Here is a 19,063-nt window from a genome sequence, read left to right as displayed (position 1 = left end):
GCACATGTTTTCGATCGGTTCGTGGCGGTTATCTCGAGGTGTCCGGAGGCCTCGAAAACCCTTTGCAGAAGTCATTTCAGTTGCTTTCGCGAGCGGAACTTGTACCGCTCGAACAAAGACTAAATCGTATGGCCGTAATCCTGTTGCGATAGCTGTGTGTGGGGAAAGCAACATAGCTTTACCGTGAATCTGTACCACTGGCGACACGGAGCCAAATAGGGCACACAATGGGGATGACGCACGGCTAGCCCTTTTCTGATGTTGTTGGAGGTATCCCGATGCTGAACATCGTCGAAGGCTTCAAATCGCAGTACGCCCGAGATCAGGAAACCGAGCTCTCGCTCGAGGAATACCTGAATCTGTGCAAGCGTGATCCGATGGCATATGCCAGTCCCGCCGAACGGATGCTTGCTGCGATCGGTGAACCCGAACTCGTCGACACGCGCAATGACCTGCGCCTGTCCCGGCTGTTTTCCAACAGGGTGATCCGGCGGTATCCGGCCTTCAAGGAATTCTTCGGAATGGAGGACGTGATCTCGCAGATCGTTTCCTTCTTCAAGCATGCCGCGCAGGGCCTGGAAGAGCGCAAGCAGATTCTCTATCTGCTGGGGCCGGTGGGCGGCGGTAAATCCTCCATCGCCGAGCGCCTGAAGACGCTCATGGAAACCTACCCCATTTATGCCCTGAAAGGCTCGCCGGTCAACGAGACGCCGCTGGGCCTGTTTGCCCCGACGCGCTTCGGCGATCAGCTGGAGCAGGATTACGGGATACCGCGGCGCTATCTGACCGGCATCATGTCGCCCTGGGCGGTCAAGCGGCTCAGGGAATACGACGGCGACATTTCCCAATTCCGCGTGGTGCGCCTGAATCCCTCCGTGTTGCGGCAGGTAGCCATCGCCAAAACCGAACCGGGCGACGAAAATAACCAGGATATTTCCTCGCTGGTCGGCAAGGTGGATATTCGCAAGCTGGACCGCTATTCGCAGGACGACCCGGACGCCTACAGCTATTCGGGCGGGCTATGCCTGGCCAACCAGGGCCTGCTGGAATTCGTCGAAATGTTCAAGGCGCCCATCAAGATGCTGCACCCCCTGCTGACGGCCACGCAGGAAGGCAACTTCAAGGGCACCGAGGGCTTTTCCGCCATCCCGTTCAATGGCGCCATCCTGGCGCACTCGAACGAATCCGAATGGCAGACCTTCCGCAACAACAAGCACAACGAAGCGTTCCTGGACCGGATCTACATCGTCAAGGTGCCGTACTGCCTGCAGGTGACCGAGGAAATCCAGATCTACAGCAAGCTGCTGCACAACAGCTCGCTGGCGGAGGCGCCTTGCGCGCCCGGCACGCTGGACATGATGGCCCAATTCTCGGTCCTGACCCGCCTGAAGGAACCGGAAAATTCCAGCATTTACTCCAAAATGCGGGTCTACGACGGCGAAAGCCTGAAGGATGTGGATCCCAAGGCGAAGGCGCTGCAGGAATACAAGGATTACGCCGGCACCGACGAGGGGATGACCGGGGTGTCGACGCGTTTCGCGTACAAGATCCTTTCCAGCGTCTTCAATTACGACCAGACGGAAGTCGCCGCCAACCCCGTGCACCTGATGTACGTGCTGGAGCAGCGCATCGCCCGCGAAGACTTCCCGGAGGACACGCGGCGCCGCTACCTGGAGTTCATCAAGGGTTTCCTGGCGCCCCGGTATGCCGAATTCATCGGCAAGGAAATCCAGACGGCCTACCTCGAATCCTATTCCGAGTACGGGCAGAACATCTTCGACCGCTACGTCACTTTTGCCGATTGCTGGATCCAGGACGAGGAATTCCGGGATCCCGAGACTGGCGAAAGCTTCGATCGGTCGGCCCTGAACGACGAACTGGAGAAAATCGAGAAACCGGCCGGTATCGCCAATCCGAAGGACTTCCGCAACGAGATCGTCAACTTCGTGCTGCGGGCGCGCGCCAACAATAGCGGGCGCAACCCCACGTGGACCAGCTACGAGAAGTTGCGAGAGGTGATCGAGAAGAAAATGTTCTCGAACACGGAAGACCTTCTGCCCGTCATTTCCTTCAACGCCAAGGCGTCGGCGGAGGACAAGAGCAAGCACCAGAGCTTCGTGGAACGCATGGTCGAAAAGGGCTATACCGAAAAGCAGGTCCGCCTGCTTTGCGAGTGGTACTTGCGGGTGCGAAAGTCCTCCTGAGCGAGGTAGTATGAATTCACTTATCGATCGTCGTCTCAACGGACGCAATAAAAGCACCGTGAACCGCGAGCGGTTCCTGCGGCGCTACAAGAACCAAGTCCGAAAGGCGGTGCGGGACCTGATACGCGAGCGCTCGATCGAAGAGATGGACCAGGGTGGGGAAATCAACCTCCCCACCCGGGATATCTCCGAGCCGCGTTTGCGCCATGGCATGGGGGGTGACCGGGAAATGGTGCATCCCGGAAACCGGGAATTCGCCAAGGGCGATACCATCGACCGGCCGGATGGCGGCGGGGACGGCGGCGGCCGCGGCGATCCCGGGGAAGGCGATTCCGTCGACCAATTCACATTCACGCTGTCCCGCGCGGAGTTCCTGAATTTCTTCTTCGAAGACCTGGAATTGCCCCACCTGGCACGTACCCAGCTTGGGGATGTGCACCAGAAAAAATGGCACCGGGCCGGCTACACCACCAGCGGCTCTCCCAGTTCGCTGGCGGTGGGCCGCACGCTGAAAGCGTCGTTGTCGCGGCGCATCGCGCTTAGCATCGGCGCCCGCCGCGAACTGACAGAGGCCGAGGACGCTCTGGAAGAGCTGGAGCGCCAGGGCGCCTCGCTGGCCCTGCTGGAAGCGGCCCGCGCGCAGGTCAAGTCTGCCCGCGAGCGGGTTGCCAGTGTCCCCTTTTTGGACGAAATCGACCTGCGCTACCGGCATCGCGTATCCGTGGCCGTCCCCATGGCGCGTGCGGTGATGTTCTGCCTGATGGACGTGTCCGGCTCGATGGACGAGAACAAAAAGGACTTGGCCAAACGGTTTTTCACGCTGCTCTACCTTTTCCTGATGCGCAAGTACGAGCACGTGGACCTGGTATTCATCCGGCATACGGATAACGCCGAGGAAGTGGATGAGGACACCTTCTTCCATGATCCCAAGAGCGGGGGCACGGTGGTGCTGTCGGCGCTGGAGCTGATGCGCGACATCATCGAAAAGCGCTATTCGCCCTCTACCTGGAATATCTACGCCGCGCAGGCCAGCGACGGCGACTCCTTCGGCGCGGATGCCGCTCGCAGCGCCCGCTACCTTTCCGAACACCTGCTGCCGGCGGCCCGTTATTTCGCGTATATCGAAATCCACGATACGCATGACGTGCGCAAGAGCAGCCTGTGGGCGGAGTACGAGCGCGAGCCCGCCGAGCATTTCGTCATGCGGCGTATTTCCGAGCGCGGCGAGATCTTTTCCGTCTTCCACGAGTTGTTCAGGAAGGAGGCCGTGGCATGAATGGCATCATGAGCAGTCTGGAGGCCTCTGGCGCGGGGCGCCTCGCGTCCCCGATTTCAACGGGGTCGGAATGGACGTTCGAGCTGATCCGCCGCTACGACGAGGCCATCGCCGAGATCGCGGCGGAATTCAAGCTGGACACCTATCCCAACCAGATCGAGATCATCACGTCGGAGCAGATGCTGGACGCCTACGCGTCCGCGGGCCTGCCGGTGGGATATCCGCACTGGTCCTACGGCAAGGAATTCATCCGCAACGAGCAGGCGTATCGCCGTGGGGTGCAGGGCCTGGCCTACGAAATCGTCATCAATTCCAACCCCTGCATTTCCTACCTGATGGAGGAAAACTCCATGGCGATGCAGGCGCTGGTGATCGCGCACGCATGCTACGGCCACAATTCGTTCTTCAAGGGCAATTACCTGTTCCGGCAGTGGACCGACGCCGACGGCGTGCTGGACTACCTGGTGTTCGCGCGCAACTACGTGATGGCCTGCGAGGACCGCTACGGCATCGAAGCGGTGGAGGAAATCCTGGATTCCTGCCACGCCCTGTCGTCCCATGGCGTGGACCGCTACAAGCGGCCCAACCCGGTCTCGTACAAGGAAGAGCTGCAGCGCGTCGCCGATCGCGAGGAATACCAGCGCGTCCAGTTCAACGACCTGTGGCGCACGGTGCCCAAGGCCGAGGCGTCCGAAAGCGGCAAGAAAGAGGTATTCCCGCGGGAGCCCGAGGAAAACATCCTGTACTTCATCGAGAAGTACTCGCCCAAGCTGCAGACCTGGCAACGCGAATTGGTGCGCATCGTCCGCAAGATCGCCCAGTATTACTACCCGCAGATGCAGACCAAGGTCATGAACGAAGGCTGGGCCACGTTCTGGCACTACACCATCCTCAATCGCCTGCACGAAAAGGGGCTGGTCGATGACGGTTTCATGATCGAGTTCCTGCAAAGCCATACCAACGTGGTCAGCCAGCGGGGGTTCGACCAGCGTGGCTACGGCGGCATCAATCCGTACGCACTGGGCTTCGCCATGATGACCGACATCCGGCGGATCTGCGAAAACCCGACGGAGGAAGACCGGCGGTGGTTCCCCGATATCGCGGGCGGCGACTGGCTGAAGACACTGGACTTCGCCATGCGCAACTTCAAGGACGAATCCTTTATCTCGCAGTATCTTTCGCCCAAATTGATCCGCGACTTCCGTTTCTTCGCGATCGCCGACCACGAAGAAAACCCTCAGCTGGAGGTCGTGGCGATCCACGACGACGAAGGTTATCGCCATGTGCGCAAGCTGCTGGCCGAGCAGCACAATCGGGACAATCTGGTCCCCGATGTGCAGGTGGTGCAGTTCAACCGCGATTCGGATCGCTCGCTGGTGCTGCGTCATCAGCAGACGCGCGGACGGCCGCTGGTGGCGGAAGACGCCGACCAGGTGATGAAGCATCTGTCGCGGCTGTGGGGTTTCAAGGTACGCATGGAAGAAACCGATGCCGATGGCCAGACGCTGGCGTTCCGGGAGTTGTCGCACTGACGGCGTGGGTGGACCTGGGGCGCGCAGTCGTAGCGCCCTAATTTTTTGTGCAGCGCAAGAAGGGTTTCCCCGGGGCTGTCGGGCGCGGGGCGTTGTTCAAGATTTACCGATAAATCGTTAACATCGCTGTTTTCCCCAAGCTTCGCTCCTTCCTTGTCTACGCCCGCAGATATGGTTTCCCCGCTGCTCTCCCTGCGCGGGGTGTCGGTGGATTTCCCGACCGAAGACGGCGTGTTCCGTGCCGTCGACCAGCTCGATTTCGATGTCTATCCCGGCCGCACCCTGGCCATCGTCGGCGAATCCGGCTCCGGCAAATCGGTAACGTCCATGGCCATCATGCGGCTGACCGACTATACGGGTGGCCGCATCGCTGAAGGCAGCGTCCTGCTGCGGGATAAGGGCGGCAGGGAAATCGACCTGACGCGCGCCTCCGAGGACGACATGCGCGCCATTCGCGGCAACGATGTCGCGATGATCTTCCAGGAGCCCATGACGTCGCTGAACCCGGTGTTCACCGTCGGCGACCAGGTGGCCGAAGCGATCGTCCTGCACCAGCGCCTGTCGCGCACGGCCGCTCGCGAAGCGGCGCGTGCCCTGCTGGAGAAAGTACGGCTGCCGGACGCGGCGCAAATGCTGGACCGTTATCCGCATCAGCTTTCGGGCGGCATGCGCCAGCGCGTGATGATCGCGATGGCGCTGTCGTGCCGGCCGCGCCTGCTGATCGCCGACGAGCCCACGACGGCGCTGGATGTCACCATCCAGGCCCAGATACTGAACACTATTCGAGAGCTGCAGCGCGATCTGGGCACTGCGGTCATCTTTATCACGCACGATATGGGCGTGGTCGCCGAAATGGCCGACGACGTCGTCGTGATGTTGCGCGGCCGCAAGGTGGAGCAGGGCCCGGTGGAGCGCCTGTTCCGCGCGCCGGAGCATCCCTACACCCGCGCGCTGCTGGCGGCCGTGCCGCGGTTGGGCGCCATGACGGGACGCGACCTGCCCCTGCGTACGCCGCACGTCGTGCTCGAAGATGGCATTCTGCGCGAAGTCGGTTCCACGCATGAGCAGGATACGGCGGACTACACGCGGCCTCTACTGAGCGCGCGCGGGCTGACCACACGCTTCGACATGGGCCGGGGTTTCTTGGGGCGGGTGACGCATCGCGTCCACGCGGTCGAGAGTGTCGACTTCGATATCTATCCTGGCGAGACGCTCGCGCTGGTCGGTGAATCGGGCAGCGGCAAGTCCACCATCGGCAAGACGCTGCAGCAATTGATCGCGCCGACAGCCGGGCAGGTGCTTTATCAGGGCCGGGATATTTTCACCATGGACGCCGCCGGACGGCGGCGGCTGCGCCAGCAGATCCAATACATTTTCCAGGACCCTTATGCCTCGCTGGACCCGCGCAAGACGGTGGGTTTCAGCATCGCGGAGCCCATCGTCACGCATGGCCTGCTGCATGGGCAGCAGGCCATCGCGGCGCGGGTCGCGCAATTGCTGGAGCAGGTCGGCCTGCGGCCCGAGCACGCGCGCCGCTATCCGCACGAGTTTTCCGGCGGCCAGCGCCAGCGTGTGTGCATTGCGCGGGCGCTGGCGAGCGATCCGGACCTGATCATCGCGGACGAATCGGTATCGGCGCTGGATGTGTCCATACAGGCGCAGATCCTGAACCTGCTGATGGACCTGCAGAAGGATCGGGGGCTTTCCTATCTGTTCATCACCCACGATATGGCGGTGGTCGAGAAGGTGAGCCATCGCGTCGCCGTCATGTACCTGGGCCAGATCGTCGAAATGGGCCGCCGGCGCGATGTCTTCGAAACGCCCCGGCATCCCTACACACGCAAGCTGCTCGCCGCCGTGCCGGTGGCCGAGCCCGGCCGGCACATCGATACCACGCTGCTCGCCGGCGAGATTCCCAGTCCGGTGCGCCGCGTCGGCGACGCGCCGCGGGTTGTTCCCCTGGTGGAAGTCGCGCCGGGCCACATGGTGGCCGAGGCGGCCTGACCGCGATGGACCGCGATTTTTCTTCTTTATCGTCATCAACGATCCCCACGTCCCTGGAGGCGCTCATGTTTACCTTCACCAAGACCGCTCGCGCGCTCGGCGCGGCGCTCGCCATCAGCGGCGCGCTGGCCGCCACGGCGCCGGCCCAGGCCGCCGGCACGCTGAGCGTAGCCATCACGCAGGATGCGGGCAGCTGGGACCCCATCGACACCTTCGTGACATGGTGGGGTTCGGTGGGCAGCAACCTGTTCGACGGCCTGACCATGCGCGGCGCGGACATGAAGCTGCAGCCGGGCCTGGCGACCAGTTGGGAGTTCCTGGACAACGACACGCGCATCCGCTTCAAGCTGCGCGAAAACGTCAAGTTCCATGATGGCGAACCGTTCGACGCGAACGCCGTCAAGTTCACCTTCGATCGCCTGCTGGGACCGGAAGGCGCCAAGGGGCCGCAGCAGTCGAACTACAACTCCATCGACAAGGTTGTGGTGGTGGACGCGCACACCGTCGACTTCATGATGAAGCGGCCGGACCCCGTCATCCTGACCAAGCTGGCCGGCTACGGCGGCATGATCGTGCCGCCCAAGTACATCCAGGAGAAGGGAGACGCCTACTTCAACGAGCATCCGGTCGGCACGGGGCCTTTCAAGTTCGTCGAATACAAGCCGAAGATCAGCCTGACCCTGGCACGCAATGACGACTACTGGGGTGGCAAGCCCAAGCTGGACCAGGTGGTGTACCGCTTTATCGCGGAGCCCGCGACGCAGGTGGCGGAACTGCAGGCCGGCCGCGTGGATATCGCCACCGCCATCCCGCTTGGCCTGGTGGATACGATCAAGAAGTCCAGCAATGCCACCATCGTCAGCACCAGCGGCCCCGGTACGGTCGTGGCGCGCTATGACACGTCGCGCGGCATCACGAAGGATCGCGACGTACGCCGGGCGCTGATTATGGCTGTGGATCGCGACGCCATCATCAAGCAGCTGCTGATGGGCTATGCCAAGCCCATCGCCAGCTTCCAGGGCGACCTGTCCTTCGGCTACGACCCGGCCCTCAAGCCTTTGCCGTTCGATCCCGCCCAGGCCAAGAAGCTGCTGGCCAAGGCCGGCGTCAAGCCGGGCGCCGCGATCCAGCTCGATATCCGCGGCAGCGATTCCCAATTCCGCGAGGTGGCGCAGGCCATTGCCGGCTACTTGCAGGGTGTCGGTATCAAGACCACCATCAAGCCTTACGAAACGCCGGTGCTGATCAACGACATCATCCCGCAGGGCAAGACCGGCGAGCTTTGGCAGATGTACTGGGGCGGCTGGACGTACGACTACGACAACACGGCCTACCTGATGTACCACAGCGGCCAGAAATGGAATCCGTACGACAAGGACGCCAAGCTGGACGCGATGCTGGACGCGCAGCGCAATACCTACAAGACGGACGAGCGGCAGAAGACCCTGCGCCAGATCGCCGCCTACGTGGCCGACAACGCGCTTGAGATGCCGCTTTATGCGCTGGACACGGTGGTGGGCGTGAACAAGCGTGTCAAGAACCTGTCCGTGCCGGGCGATATCCGTTTCCGTTTCGTCGACGCCAGCGTCGAATGATTTCGCCAACCTGACTTGCGCTCCGGGCATGGCCCGGAGCGCCCTCGAGATGATCGGTTTCCTTATCAAACGCGTCCTGCAGGCGGTCTTCGTGATCCTGGCCGTGACGCTGCTCGTTTCCTATGCCGTGCGCCTGACCGGCGATCCGGCCATTATGCTCAGCCAGGGGGCCGGCAGCGTTACCGAACAGGATCTGCAGAACATCCGGCAGGCGCTGGGACTGAACCGGCCGTTTTCCGTGCAGTACCTGTCGTACATGCATGGCATCCTGGTCGGCGACTTCGGGCACAGCTTCATGGGTGGCACATCGGTGGCGCGATTGATCGGCGATGCGCTGCCGGCCACGCTTCTGCTGGCCTTCGTGTCCCTGGCGCTGTCGCTGCTGGTGTCCATCCCGCTGGGCGTGCATGCCGCCGTGCATAAGGGCAAGGCGGCGGACCAGGCCATACGCATTTTCTCGCTGGTGGGTCTGTCCTTTCCCAACTTCTGGCTGGCACTGATGCTGGTGCTGCTGTTGTCGATCACGTTTCCGCTGCTGCCGCCGTCCGGATGGGACGGCCCCGCCAGCCTGATCATGCCGGCCCTGACCATGGCTGTGATCCTGAGCGCGACCAATGTGCGCCTGGTGCGCACGACGATGCTGGAAACGCTCTCGGCCCAGTACATCATGGTGGCGCGCAGCAAAGGCCTGCGCGAACGTGTCGTGCTGTACAAGCACGCGCTGCGCAATTGCTCCATTCCCTTGATTACATACATGGGCCTGCAGTTCGGCGGGCTGATCGGCGGCATCGTGGTGATCGAGAAGGTCTTCAACTGGCCCGGCATGGGCACCCTGGCTTTCGACGCCATCGCGGCACGCGATTATCCCGTGCTGCAAGGCGCCGTCACCGTGCTGGCGCTGGTCATCATTATCGTCAACCTGCTGGTCGATATTGCCTACGGCATCGTCGATCCGCGCATCCGTATCCGGTGATTCCATGCAAACGACGCTGACCGAGACAGCGGCCAAGCGGCGCTCACGCAACTGCTTCCGATCCCTGGAATTCGTCATGGGCGTGGTGCTGACCGGCGCCGTGGTGTTGGCCGTCCTGTTGTCGGGCTGGCTTTTTCCCGATGGCGGCGAAGGCATGGACCTGGCGGCGCGCCTGACCCCGCCGTTCCAGAGCCTGGCGCATGTCCTGGGTACCGATCCGCTGGGGCGCGACGTGCTGGCACGCGTGGTGGTGGGTGGGCAGATATCCCTGACGGCGGGATTCGTCTCGGTGTTCTTCGGCGCGCTGCTGGGCACCGTCATGGGCTTGATCGCGGGCTATTACCGCGGCGTCTGGGACGTGATCGTGATGCGCTTCGCGGATGTGCAGCTGGCGCTGCCCTTCATCCTGGTAGCCATCACGTTTATTTCCATCCTTGGCGGCGGCTTGTTCAACGTGATTTTCTTCATGGTCATCTCGCAGTGGGTGCAGTATGCGCGCCTGGTGCGAGGGCAGGTACTTGCCCTGCGCGAGCGTGAGTTCGTGCAGGCCGCGCGCGCGTTCGGCGTGCGCGACCTGGCCATGATCCGCCATCACATCGTGCCCAATCTGCTGGGCCCTTTGATCATCCTGATGGCGCTGAATGTCGCCACCAATATCCTCCTGGAGAGCAGCCTGACCTTCCTGGGGCTGGGCGTGGATCCGACGATTCCCAGCTGGGGCGGCATGCTGGCAGACGGGCGTACCTATTTGCAGACCGCGTGGTGGGTCAGTGTGTTCCCGGGATTGGCGATCATGCTGACGGTGTTGGGCCTGAACTTGCTGGGCGACTGGCTGCGCGATCGTCTGGATCCCACTGGAAAGGTGTAAGCCATGACTGTGTTGCTGGACAAACGTTTCGACCGCACTCTCGATGCGTGGGTACGGGAATTCGAACAGGACGATTACCGTGGCGCGCATGTGCAGGCCTGGCTCTTCGAGGACGAGGCGGCGCGCCGGGCGGCGGAACGGCACTTGGCCGACGCCGGTGTGACGGCGGTATTCCGCAGCGCCTACAAGCCGCTGGTGCATTTCTTCCTGGAAGAAGTCGATGCCGATGGGCTGGCGTCCGTCTCGGTGCGCTATCCGGTGCGCGAAGAGGCGGTACAGCGGCGTTTCACGCTGGAGGCGTACCCGCTGGCCGGGCTGCTGGACGGCGTGGCGCTGGAATTCCTTGCCGGCGACGCGGACCTGCATTACGAAGTGGTCTTGCGGTATGTCGATGGCCGCACGGAAACGGCGCGCGTGTTCGCGCCCAACCGGGTGGCGACGGACCATGCCGGCGTGGCGGCCCTGTCCCCCACGGGCTGGGTCCGCGTCGAGGGAAGGCCGGATGGCGTGGAAATCGACGAGGCGCGACCCACCGAGTATTCCCAGGTGTTCGCCGAGGTCATGGACGCGGTCCGGGCCCACGAATGGGGCGATAAGGAACCGTATTTCCAGCGCCTGGATATCCGCGTCGATATACCCGGCATCGAGCGCGACCTGCGCTATCACGACGAAGTCGCGAGCACGGTCGAGGCCTTGCACGAAGAACTGTACTTCGGGCTGCTGGAAGTCTTCCAGATGCATTCGGGACGCCCTCTGGGCAACCGCGGCCTGCAGCCGGGCCAGATCGTGCCCGATGTGCGCCGTCTGGATGGACCCGCGTGGGCGCGCGTCGAGACCCGGGATTTTCCCGCCGTGGCGGTAACGACGCCGGACGGCGCCGGCCCGCCGCTGGAAGAGGTCGACGGCGCGCTGTCTCTGGCGCGCATTGCTTACGAGATGGCGCGGATCGGTGGCGAACCCTATTCCGTCCCGACGCGGCAGGGGCGGCCGGTGCTCTGTACGTATGTCAAGGGAGCCAACAAGCCTGTCGTGATTTCCGGCGGCCAGCACGCGAACGAGACTTCGGGCGTGGTGGGGGCGCTGCGCGCCGCGCAGGTGCTGCGCCAACAGCCGGACGCGCACTTCGTGCTGTTCGCGTCGGAGAATCCCGATGGCTACGCCCTGCATCGGGAGCTGTGCGAGCACAACCCGCGCCATATGTCCCATGCCGCGCGCTACTCGGCCCTGGGCGACGACCTCGCGTATCGCGAACGCGCGCCGTGGTATGAGCGGGATGCGCGCCGCAAGGCGTACGAAACGACCGGCGCCCAGTTGCATGTGAACCTGCACGGCTATCCCGCCCACGAATGGACCCGCCCCTTGTCGGGGTATCTGCCACGCGGCTTCGAACTATGGACGGTGCCCAAGGGCTATTTTCTGGTGCTGCGCCATCATCCCGGCTGGGAAGACCAGGCCAATGCCTTGCTGCGGCATGTATCCGCGCGCGTCGCGGCGCGGGTGCCGGGGCTGTTGGAGTACAACGCACGGCAGATGCGCATGTTCGAAACCCACGCCTTGCAGCGTGGGTTCGAGGTGATGAACGGCATCCCCGTGCTGCGAACGGAGGGCGTGGGCGAGGACGTGCCGCTGGCGCTTATCACGGAGTTCCCGGACGAGACCATCTACGGCGATCCCTTCCGCTTCGCGCATACCGTGCAGATGGAGACCGTGCTCGCGGCCGTCGAAGGCTATATGGGGTTGGGCGACTAGCTTGCCGCTAGCGTCCCGCCGGCATCGGGGCGCCGGCCACCGCCGCGGACACCTGGGCAGCCTGCCGGTCGCTGACCACGGGCACGAACAGCACGCCGTCGTTCATCGGGCCGCCTAGGGTGGGGGCGGCGGCCAGCTCGCCGTCGATGCTGAGCAAGAGGAACTTGCCGGGATAGCGCTGCGCGATCGCAGCCAGCCGCGGCGCGGCGGCTGGCGCGAACTGAAAACGCACATAGCTTGCCCCGGCGCGGCTTCTGACCGGCGTGACCGATACGATGTCGGTACGTGTCAGGACCGGCTGCTGCAACATCCACAATTGCCGCTCGCCCAGTTGCAGGGCGTGCAATCCCGGTGCGGCCTCTGTCTGTGCCAGGCGGAATTCGACCGTGGGTGGGCCGGCCTGCAGGGCCGTAGGCACGCCGGGCTTTGTTGCCGCGCCCACGGCGCCTTGCGGGTCGGGTGGCATGGCGGCCGGCTCGGCGCGTCCGGCGGACAGCGGCTGGCACGCGGCGACGGCCATTGCGGCCGTCGCTATCAGGCATACCGACAGCAACCTTTGCATGGCGGTGTCCAACAGGGCCGGTTTGGCCCGAGCCGCGATTCGGGCCGGGATGCGGCGTTGCCCGGCGCAGCGTGCCTTGGCGCGCATCATGTCGGCATTCCGGCGGCCAGCCGCGCATGGGTTCCATCGGCGTGCATGGCGTCGCCCGCCACGGTCGAGATCGCTTTTCTCATTGCCGCTTCACATGAAGGTTCGCGCCAATGGGTGCTGCGCACGGTCCGATCGCGGTCGAACAGGATCTTGTACTGGCATAGTTCGTCGCCGGAGGCCGTGCGGACGTGGAGCAGATAGTCCCATTCGCGCACCATCAGGAAACCTTCGTGGAAATGCGGGCGCCCGAGCAGATCGTAGATCTGGTCCTTGTCCATGCCGGGCCGCACCATGGCGAGATGATGCGGATCGGGATAAATCCCCTTGGATCGCGAGGCCCGCGAGATATCGGGCCAGACCAGCGCCGTCGCTTGCCCGTTCTGGTCTACCTTGCTCACGTTTCCGCAGCCGGCCAGGGCGAAGCTGAACATCAACCCGGCGCACGCCAGGATAGGGGCTTTGTATCTTTGCATGCGTCAAACTCCTGCATCGGCCCGCGCGTCGCGTCGGCCTGTCATTCGATGTGTTGGATCCGAAGCGCCTGGCCTACCATTGGTAGCCGACACCCACGGCGCCGCCGTAGTCGCCGCGCGACGAGGTGGCGCCTGACAGCTTCAATACCCACGAACCGTTATCCGAAACGGTGGAAAGCCCGAGCGCATAGCCGCTTTCCCCGTTCCACGTGGCACCGCCCAGACTGACCATGCTTTTGCTGGGCAAATAGGCCTGCGGCAAAGCGGCCATCGCCATCGCGGCGGCGATACCGCCGTTGGCGCGGCTTTGAACGCCATGGATGCGGTTGTTCAGCCGGGCATACTGGCCGTTGACGCGCTGCGTGACGGTATCGAGTTGATTGATGGTGGCGGCATCGCTGGGGGCGACGCCATCGGCCACCCCGGTGACGCGCCGGTTGCCCGCCGTGCCGGACATGTCCACCGTCGTGCCGCCGGTATTGCCGCCTACCGTGATAGGCGCCGTCGCGTCCTGCTGCTGGACCAGCCCGGCCGTTCCCTGCACCAGGTTGTTGACGATGTGCCGGGACTCGCCGATGGCGTCCGTCAGCGTCGCGTAGCTGTTGCCGTTGATGATGAAGCCGCCGGCCAGCGCGCCTGTGGCCACGTTATACGTGACGCCGCCGCCCAGATAAGTGGCCACGCTATTGCCCTGCGTCGATACGATCGCGTTCTGTGCCGCCAAGGCATCGCCGACGGTGTTGTATGTTTGTCCGCCGATAGGGTAGCCCGGCCCGGTGTACGCGCCCGTGGCCGCATCGTACGAGGCACCCCCGCCCAACGAGCCGGCCGTGTTCTGCGCGATCTGGTTCAGCTGGCTGACGTTGACTGCATCAGTGGGCGCGGCGCCGGCCGCGACATTGGTGATCTGCCGCTGCGCCCCTGGGTTGCCCACGGACACCTCGCCTGCCGAGGTTTGCGGCGCCGCCAGCGCGTAGGCGACGTATGCGGTGCGTGCGCCGACCGCAGTCCGGGCGCCCGGGCCTAGCGCGACACTACCGGACTGCGTGGCGGCGGCATCGTAGCCCAGGGCCAGGGCGTCGGGCGCGCTGGCCTGTGCGCCTACACCCACCGCCGTCGCCCTGTCCGCCGTGGCCGCGGCCGCGCCGCCAACAGCGGTGGACCAGAGGCCTGTCGCGGCGCTGGTCCAGCCCAGCGCCGTGCCGATCTGGCCTGTCGCCGTCGCGGCGTTGCCGATCGCGACGGCCTCGAATGTCGAGCCTCCCGGATCGATGGGATTGGGGGAACCATACACGCCGGTCGCATTGGCGTTCGACCCTATGGCGATGGGCGAACCATTGGCCGTGCCGGTGGAGCGTGCGGCGGCGCCACTGCCCAAAGCCACCGCGTAGCCTCCCTCGGCGATTGTCCGGCTGCCGATGGCAACCCCGCTGCCGGACGGCACCAGGGCAAGATAGCCGATTGCCGTGGACTCGATGCCGGCCGCCGTCGTCTGGGGGCCCACCGCGACCGTATTCGCCGGGCCGGCGTTGGACCAGGGACCCACCGCGACCGCGCTGCTGCCGCTGGCCCGCGCGGTGGTGCCCACGGCGATGGAATTGGTGCCGGTGGCGGTGGTATCGACGCCGATAGCGGTCGGGTTGTTGACATTCGTGCCCGCGACGCCGGCGACGGTACCCACGCCAATGGCGATCGCGCTGTCGCTGTGGGCTTGCGTGCTGCTGCCGATCGCGATGTCGTTGGCCCCGGTCGTGCTGGTACCGTTGCCCACGGCGATACCGCCATTGAGTCCGAGTCCCGGCAGGAAATCCGTTGGATCGGTGATGTTGGCGTTGGCGCCGCAGCCGACGGCGATCGCGCCCCAGGCATTCGAGCCCGTGGTGGTGCTGCAGGATGGATCATCGGCACCGATGCCGATGGTTACCGGCGACGATGTCGTGGCCCCGCCGAGGAACGTGGAGGCTTCGCCGGGTGCCGCCCATAGCGTCAGGGAGGTGATGCCGAGCAGCCGATGGGCACGGCGTAACGCCGGGAAGATGCGTCGGCGCTTCGCGTCCTGGCTTGCGGTGCCGGCTTGTTTCTTTGCGGGGGAACGTTGTTCTCTTGCCATCTCACTCTCCGTCTGGGGTATACGGCGGGGTCGGGGAAACACGGGCGCAAGCGCGCCCCTACGCGGCTAACACGTAATCGGTCCTGTGAAGACAACGAGACCGGCTCGCCCGGTGGATCTGGGGCGGCTCGGCGCTTTCAGTGGCTGGGAGAAGCGGCGCGGCCGGCTGCCGCGCCGCGGCCGGTCAAGACGCCTGCGCGAACATCCAGTGGCAGGGGTGGCCGGCTGATAATCGAGTTATGTGTGTCATTTGCAGCGGGTGTGAGCGGAATATCCCCGGTCTGTTGATTTATCGTTGAAAAGATTCCAGCGGCCGCGCCAATAATTCAAAAAAAGCTGCCGCCGTTGCGGCTCGTAGGGGCGAACGCGGCGATCTATCATTTGTCCAAGCAGGCACGCTTCCCGCGCCGTCAACCGTGTTCGATGCCGTGCGGGATGGGGTGTCCATGGCGGCATCCGTTGCGTTTGAGTCTTCAACAATTCTGGGAAAACACTATGCGGCAACCCTCGTCCATTTTTCTCGTACTGGATATGCAGAACGACCTGGTCCATGCGGACGGCCCGAACGGCAAGACGCCGATGGGCGAGCAGGTTCGCGAACGGAATCTTGTCGCTCGGACGGCCAAGGCGATCGCCAAGGCACGCGCGGCGGGTATTGCGGTGGGGTTCGTGCGGGTCGGCTTTTCCGAGGGCTATCCGGAATGCCCGCCCGGGTCGCCGATATTCGCGGCTGCCGCGCAGCATGGGCTGTTCAAGCTGGGCGGCTGGGGCACCGAGATCCATCCCGACCTTGAACAGAAGCCGGGCGATCTGCAGGTCGTCAAGCATCGCGTGAGCCCGTTCTACTCCACCACGCTGGAAGTCCAGCTGCGTACGCGGAATGTGCAGCGGATCTATTGTTCCGGGGTTTCCACGCAGGCGGTGGTGCAGGCGACCGTGCGGGACGGGCATGATCGCGATTACGAAATGATTGTGCTGGAGGACCTGTGCGCGGCCCATAGCGAGCAGGAACACGCGAATTCCATGCAGAGCATCGCGCGCTTCTGCAAGGTGGAGTCCAGCGAGAGTGTGGTGTTCGCCCAGCCTTGATGGCGGGAGGGATGGTCAATGGACGCGGCGACGTGGGTGGCTGTCCAGAGCCGGTTCTCGCGCGAACGGTTGCCGGGTCCTGGCCGGGCGGCCCGGTTTGGGCGGGCAGGGTGGCCAAGACTGGATACATAAAATTCTGCTAGAATCGCGGATTGCCGTTTGGCGGGCCCGTAGTTGCAATTGGCCCCAATCCGCGCGCCGGGGAGGCATTAAAGCCCCGGGGCAAGCATCGTCTGGCGATGGTTGCGTCGAGCGGTGGACAAGCGGCATGCAAGACAAACGGGCTGGCAAAGCCCGCAGCAGTACCGGATCAGGACAGGTGGCCGAGCGGTTGAAGGCGCACGCCTGGAAAGCGTGTATACGTCAAAAGCGTATCGGGGGTTCGAATCCCCCTCTGTCCGCCAATAAATTCCATAAAAATCTATAACTTAGCGAATTTTTGGCTACCTGGTGTCTTTCTATGCCGCAAGCCGAGAAACGTGCATATCGATATGGATATCCACGTAGAGGGGCATGACAGCGCGCCGGATTCCGAACGTTCGATCAGCCCGAGTTCATCCCCATAACGCGCTTGTGAATGGCCTCGCAGTGCTGGACGAGCCCCGGCTGAGATACGACGTACGCACGTAGCGGCGTGTCGATCGGATAGAACAGGATGTTGGCGACGAAGCCGTAGATGCTCGCGTCTACGCTTGTGGGCGTGGCACCGAAGAAGAAAGGGCTGGTATCCATCATTGCCGCGATGGCGCGCAGGTCGTCCAGGCCGCGGCGGTAGGCTTCTTCGGGTGCGTAGCGTCCTATGCCCTGGTAGCGGTAGCGTTCGAAGTTGTAGGCGCGCGCGGCGTCCATGTCTTCCGCGGTGACGTTCGCATGCGTACGCAGCACGGCATCTCGGAAGTCGGGCCAGTAGCGGTCGTCTTTCCAGCGTGAATAAGACATGGACCAATAGAGATCGTCCAGGATGCGGTTCACGCAGAATGCCTGGGTGTGTTGCGACGAACTTAGCGCGCTGTCGATGGAGAGGCCGTGCCGGTCTATCAAGTGTGCGACGATGGCGCTGCTGTCGCCGACGGTGGTGCCGTCGTCATCGATGTACGGCAGCTGGCCGTGCGGCGCCTGTCGGCTGTCGAAAATGTGTTGATGGTTGAAGGGCAGGCCGGCCAGGCGCAGAAAGGCATATACCTTCAGGCCGAATGGGTTGTTGTCGGCGACGCCGAACAGCTCGGGGTAGGAATAGAGTGTGAGCATGGTGGTCTCCATCCGGATTCGGACCTGCGCCTCGCGGCTATGCTAGCCCAGTAAACGATACACCTCTGGCGCCGCGGCTTCCCTGATCGCCTCGACGATGTGCGCCGTCAATGCCGGTACCAGGGGATGCGGTTCCTGCCCCTGCAGCGTGGCGATGCCGAGCCGGTATTCCATGGCGGGACGGAAGGGCCGGCGCTCGATGCCGGGGTTGTGGTCCAGGCTGGCGAGCAGGCCGTTGACAATGGATACGCCCAGCCCTTGCGCGACGAACCTGCACGCCATCTCCACCGAGTGCACCTCGGCGCGTACGCGTGGGCGCGCACGCGCCTGGCGGAAGACGTGATCGATGTCGTCGCGCAGGGGACGTTGGCGGCCTAGCAGGACCATATCCACGTCGTCCAGGTCGGCGGCCGTGATTTGGGGTAGCGCCAGCAGGCGGTGGCCGCGCGGCAGTATGCATACGGCTTCGGTCGACATCAAGGGCACGGTCGCCAGGCCGCTATGCTGCGCCGGCAGGCGCAGGAACGAGACATCGGCCTCGCGGCCCAGCACCGAGATTTCGCCCTGTTCGTAGGCGCCCGCAAAAACTTCCAGGACGGCATCCGGGTGGTCGGACATGAAGCGGCGGGCGACCTGCGGCATGATCAGGTGGGCGACGGTGGTCGGCAATTGAATGCGCAGCAGCGTGCGGCGCGTGCCGCCCAGTCTCAGCTGATTCACGTGGCGTTGAAATCCCGCCGCGCCGGCCATCATCTGTTCCACGTCCGGCAGCAGGTACTCGGCCTCGGCGGTCGGATGCAGGCGGCCCTTGCGGCGCACGAACAGCGCAATGCCAAGATCGGCCTCGAACTGGCTGAGCAGGCGGCTGACGGCGGATTGTGACAGGCCCATCCTGTCGGCGGCTTCGATGGTCGAACCGGCGGCCATGAAGGCGCGGAAGGCTTCCAGCTGCTTGTAGTTCATCGTCATGGCGTAAGAATGCAAAAGGTCCGGTGCTGTCGCGCGGTCAGGGTAAACACTTAAATTCCCGCAAAGCGCATAGGCGCATGCGGCCTAAGCATAGCGTTGCCGGTGGCGGGGGATGATCGCAAGATGCGCATGCCGCCGGCGGATGCCGCGCGTGAGCGCGCAAGGCGCGCGCCGTAGCGAAGCACAGGGAGATATCGACAAATGCCCAAATCGAGTCCGCTGTCGCGATCAGACGCCTGCGTCGGACCGCCTCGTCGCCCCATCATCCGCAACGCCAGGGGGCGTGCGGCGGTTGTCCTGGCCTTGGCCTTGGGATACTGC

The 19,063-nt window shown here is 63.9% G+C and carries 14 protein-coding genes and 1 tRNA gene; 10 read left to right on the top strand and 5 right to left on the bottom strand.

The annotated features are described in order from the left end of the window. Nucleotides 1-278 precede the first annotated feature (278 nt). The 8 genes from CAL28_RS25120 (at nucleotide 279) to CAL28_RS25085 (ending at nucleotide 12,201) form a co-directional block, all read left to right on the top strand. A complete protein-coding gene (locus CAL28_RS25120) occupies nucleotides 279-2,204 on the top strand; it encodes a PrkA family serine protein kinase (RefSeq protein WP_094843850.1) in 1,926 nt (641 codons plus the stop codon). Nucleotides 2,205-2,214: 10 nt separating this feature from the next. Further along, complete coding sequence (locus CAL28_RS25115) at nucleotides 2,215-3,480, top strand: YeaH/YhbH family protein (RefSeq protein WP_094843849.1); 1,266 nt, start codon at nucleotides 2,215-2,217, stop codon at nucleotides 3,478-3,480. Continuing rightward, nucleotides 3,477-5,012, top strand: a complete 1,536-nt coding sequence (locus CAL28_RS25110; RefSeq protein ID WP_094843848.1) for a SpoVR family protein — start codon at nucleotides 3,477-3,479, stop codon at nucleotides 5,010-5,012. Before CAL28_RS25115 ends, CAL28_RS25110 begins: the two co-directional genes overlap by 4 nt. Before the next feature lie 171 nt (nucleotides 5,013-5,183). Next, complete coding sequence (locus CAL28_RS25105; protein WP_094843847.1) at nucleotides 5,184-7,016, top strand: ABC transporter ATP-binding protein; 1,833 nt, start codon at nucleotides 5,184-5,186, stop codon at nucleotides 7,014-7,016. A 65-nt stretch (nucleotides 7,017-7,081) separates the two neighbouring features. Next, complete coding sequence (locus CAL28_RS25100) at nucleotides 7,082-8,611, top strand: ABC transporter substrate-binding protein (RefSeq protein ID WP_094843846.1); 1,530 nt, start codon at nucleotides 7,082-7,084, stop codon at nucleotides 8,609-8,611. Between the two features lie 49 nt (nucleotides 8,612-8,660). Beyond that, on the top strand, nucleotides 8,661-9,584 hold the full coding sequence (locus CAL28_RS25095) for an ABC transporter permease (protein WP_094843845.1): 924 nt from the start codon (nucleotides 8,661-8,663) through the stop codon (nucleotides 9,582-9,584). Nucleotides 9,585-9,588: 4 nt separating this feature from the next. Continuing rightward, nucleotides 9,589-10,452: an ABC transporter permease gene (locus CAL28_RS25090; RefSeq protein ID WP_094843844.1), complete on the top strand. Its 864-nt coding sequence runs from the start codon at nucleotides 9,589-9,591 to the stop codon at nucleotides 10,450-10,452. 3 nt (nucleotides 10,453-10,455) lie between these two features. Next, complete coding sequence (locus CAL28_RS25085) at nucleotides 10,456-12,201, top strand: peptidase M14 (RefSeq protein WP_094843843.1); 1,746 nt, start codon at nucleotides 10,456-10,458, stop codon at nucleotides 12,199-12,201. A gap of 7 nt (nucleotides 12,202-12,208) precedes the next feature. Here the strand turns inward: CAL28_RS25085 and CAL28_RS25080 are convergent, their stop codons facing one another. The 3 genes from CAL28_RS25080 to CAL28_RS25070 all read right to left on the bottom strand — a co-directional run bounded on the left by CAL28_RS25080 (nucleotide 12,209) and on the right by CAL28_RS25070 (nucleotide 15,436). Beyond that, nucleotides 12,209-12,763: a hypothetical protein gene (locus tag CAL28_RS25080; RefSeq protein WP_141218247.1), complete on the bottom strand. Its 555-nt coding sequence runs from the start codon at nucleotides 12,761-12,763 to the stop codon at nucleotides 12,209-12,211. Nucleotides 12,764-12,849: 86 nt separating this feature from the next. Then, on the bottom strand, nucleotides 12,850-13,326 hold the full coding sequence (locus tag CAL28_RS25075) for an outer membrane protein assembly factor BamE (protein WP_094843841.1): 477 nt from the start codon (nucleotides 13,324-13,326) through the stop codon (nucleotides 12,850-12,852). A gap of 73 nt (nucleotides 13,327-13,399) precedes the next feature. Then, nucleotides 13,400-15,436, bottom strand: a complete 2,037-nt coding sequence (locus CAL28_RS25070) for a YadA family autotransporter adhesin (RefSeq protein WP_094843840.1) — start codon at nucleotides 15,434-15,436, stop codon at nucleotides 13,400-13,402. A gap of 495 nt (nucleotides 15,437-15,931) precedes the next feature. Here CAL28_RS25070 and CAL28_RS25065 point away from each other — a divergent pair, with 495 nt between their 5' ends. After that, nucleotides 15,932-16,525 carry a cysteine hydrolase family protein gene (locus CAL28_RS25065; RefSeq protein ID WP_094843839.1) on the top strand — a complete coding sequence of 198 codons (594 nt, stop codon included), beginning with the start codon at nucleotides 15,932-15,934 and terminating at the stop codon, nucleotides 16,523-16,525. 313 nt (nucleotides 16,526-16,838) lie between these two features. Continuing rightward, nucleotides 16,839-16,929, top strand: a tRNA-Ser gene (locus CAL28_RS25060). 139 nt (nucleotides 16,930-17,068) lie between these two features. Here the strand turns inward: CAL28_RS25060 and CAL28_RS25055 are convergent. Together CAL28_RS25055 and CAL28_RS25050 are read right to left on the bottom strand one after the other, a co-directional pair. Continuing rightward, nucleotides 17,069-17,773 carry a glutathione S-transferase family protein gene (locus CAL28_RS25055; RefSeq protein ID WP_094843838.1) on the bottom strand — a complete coding sequence of 235 codons (705 nt, stop codon included), beginning with the start codon at nucleotides 17,771-17,773 and terminating at the stop codon, nucleotides 17,069-17,071. Nucleotides 17,774-17,815: 42 nt separating this feature from the next. Further along, on the bottom strand, nucleotides 17,816-18,742 hold the full coding sequence (locus CAL28_RS25050; protein WP_254926225.1) for a LysR family transcriptional regulator: 927 nt from the start codon (nucleotides 18,740-18,742) through the stop codon (nucleotides 17,816-17,818). Nucleotides 18,743-19,063: the final 321 nt, after the last annotated feature.

The sequence above is a fragment of the Bordetella genomosp. 11 genome, assembly GCF_002261215.1.
Classification (GTDB): domain Bacteria; phylum Pseudomonadota; class Gammaproteobacteria; order Burkholderiales; family Burkholderiaceae_B; genus Bordetella_C.
The sequence above is the reverse complement of the archived record's forward strand: the minus strand, read 5'-3'. Positions and strand labels throughout refer to the sequence as shown.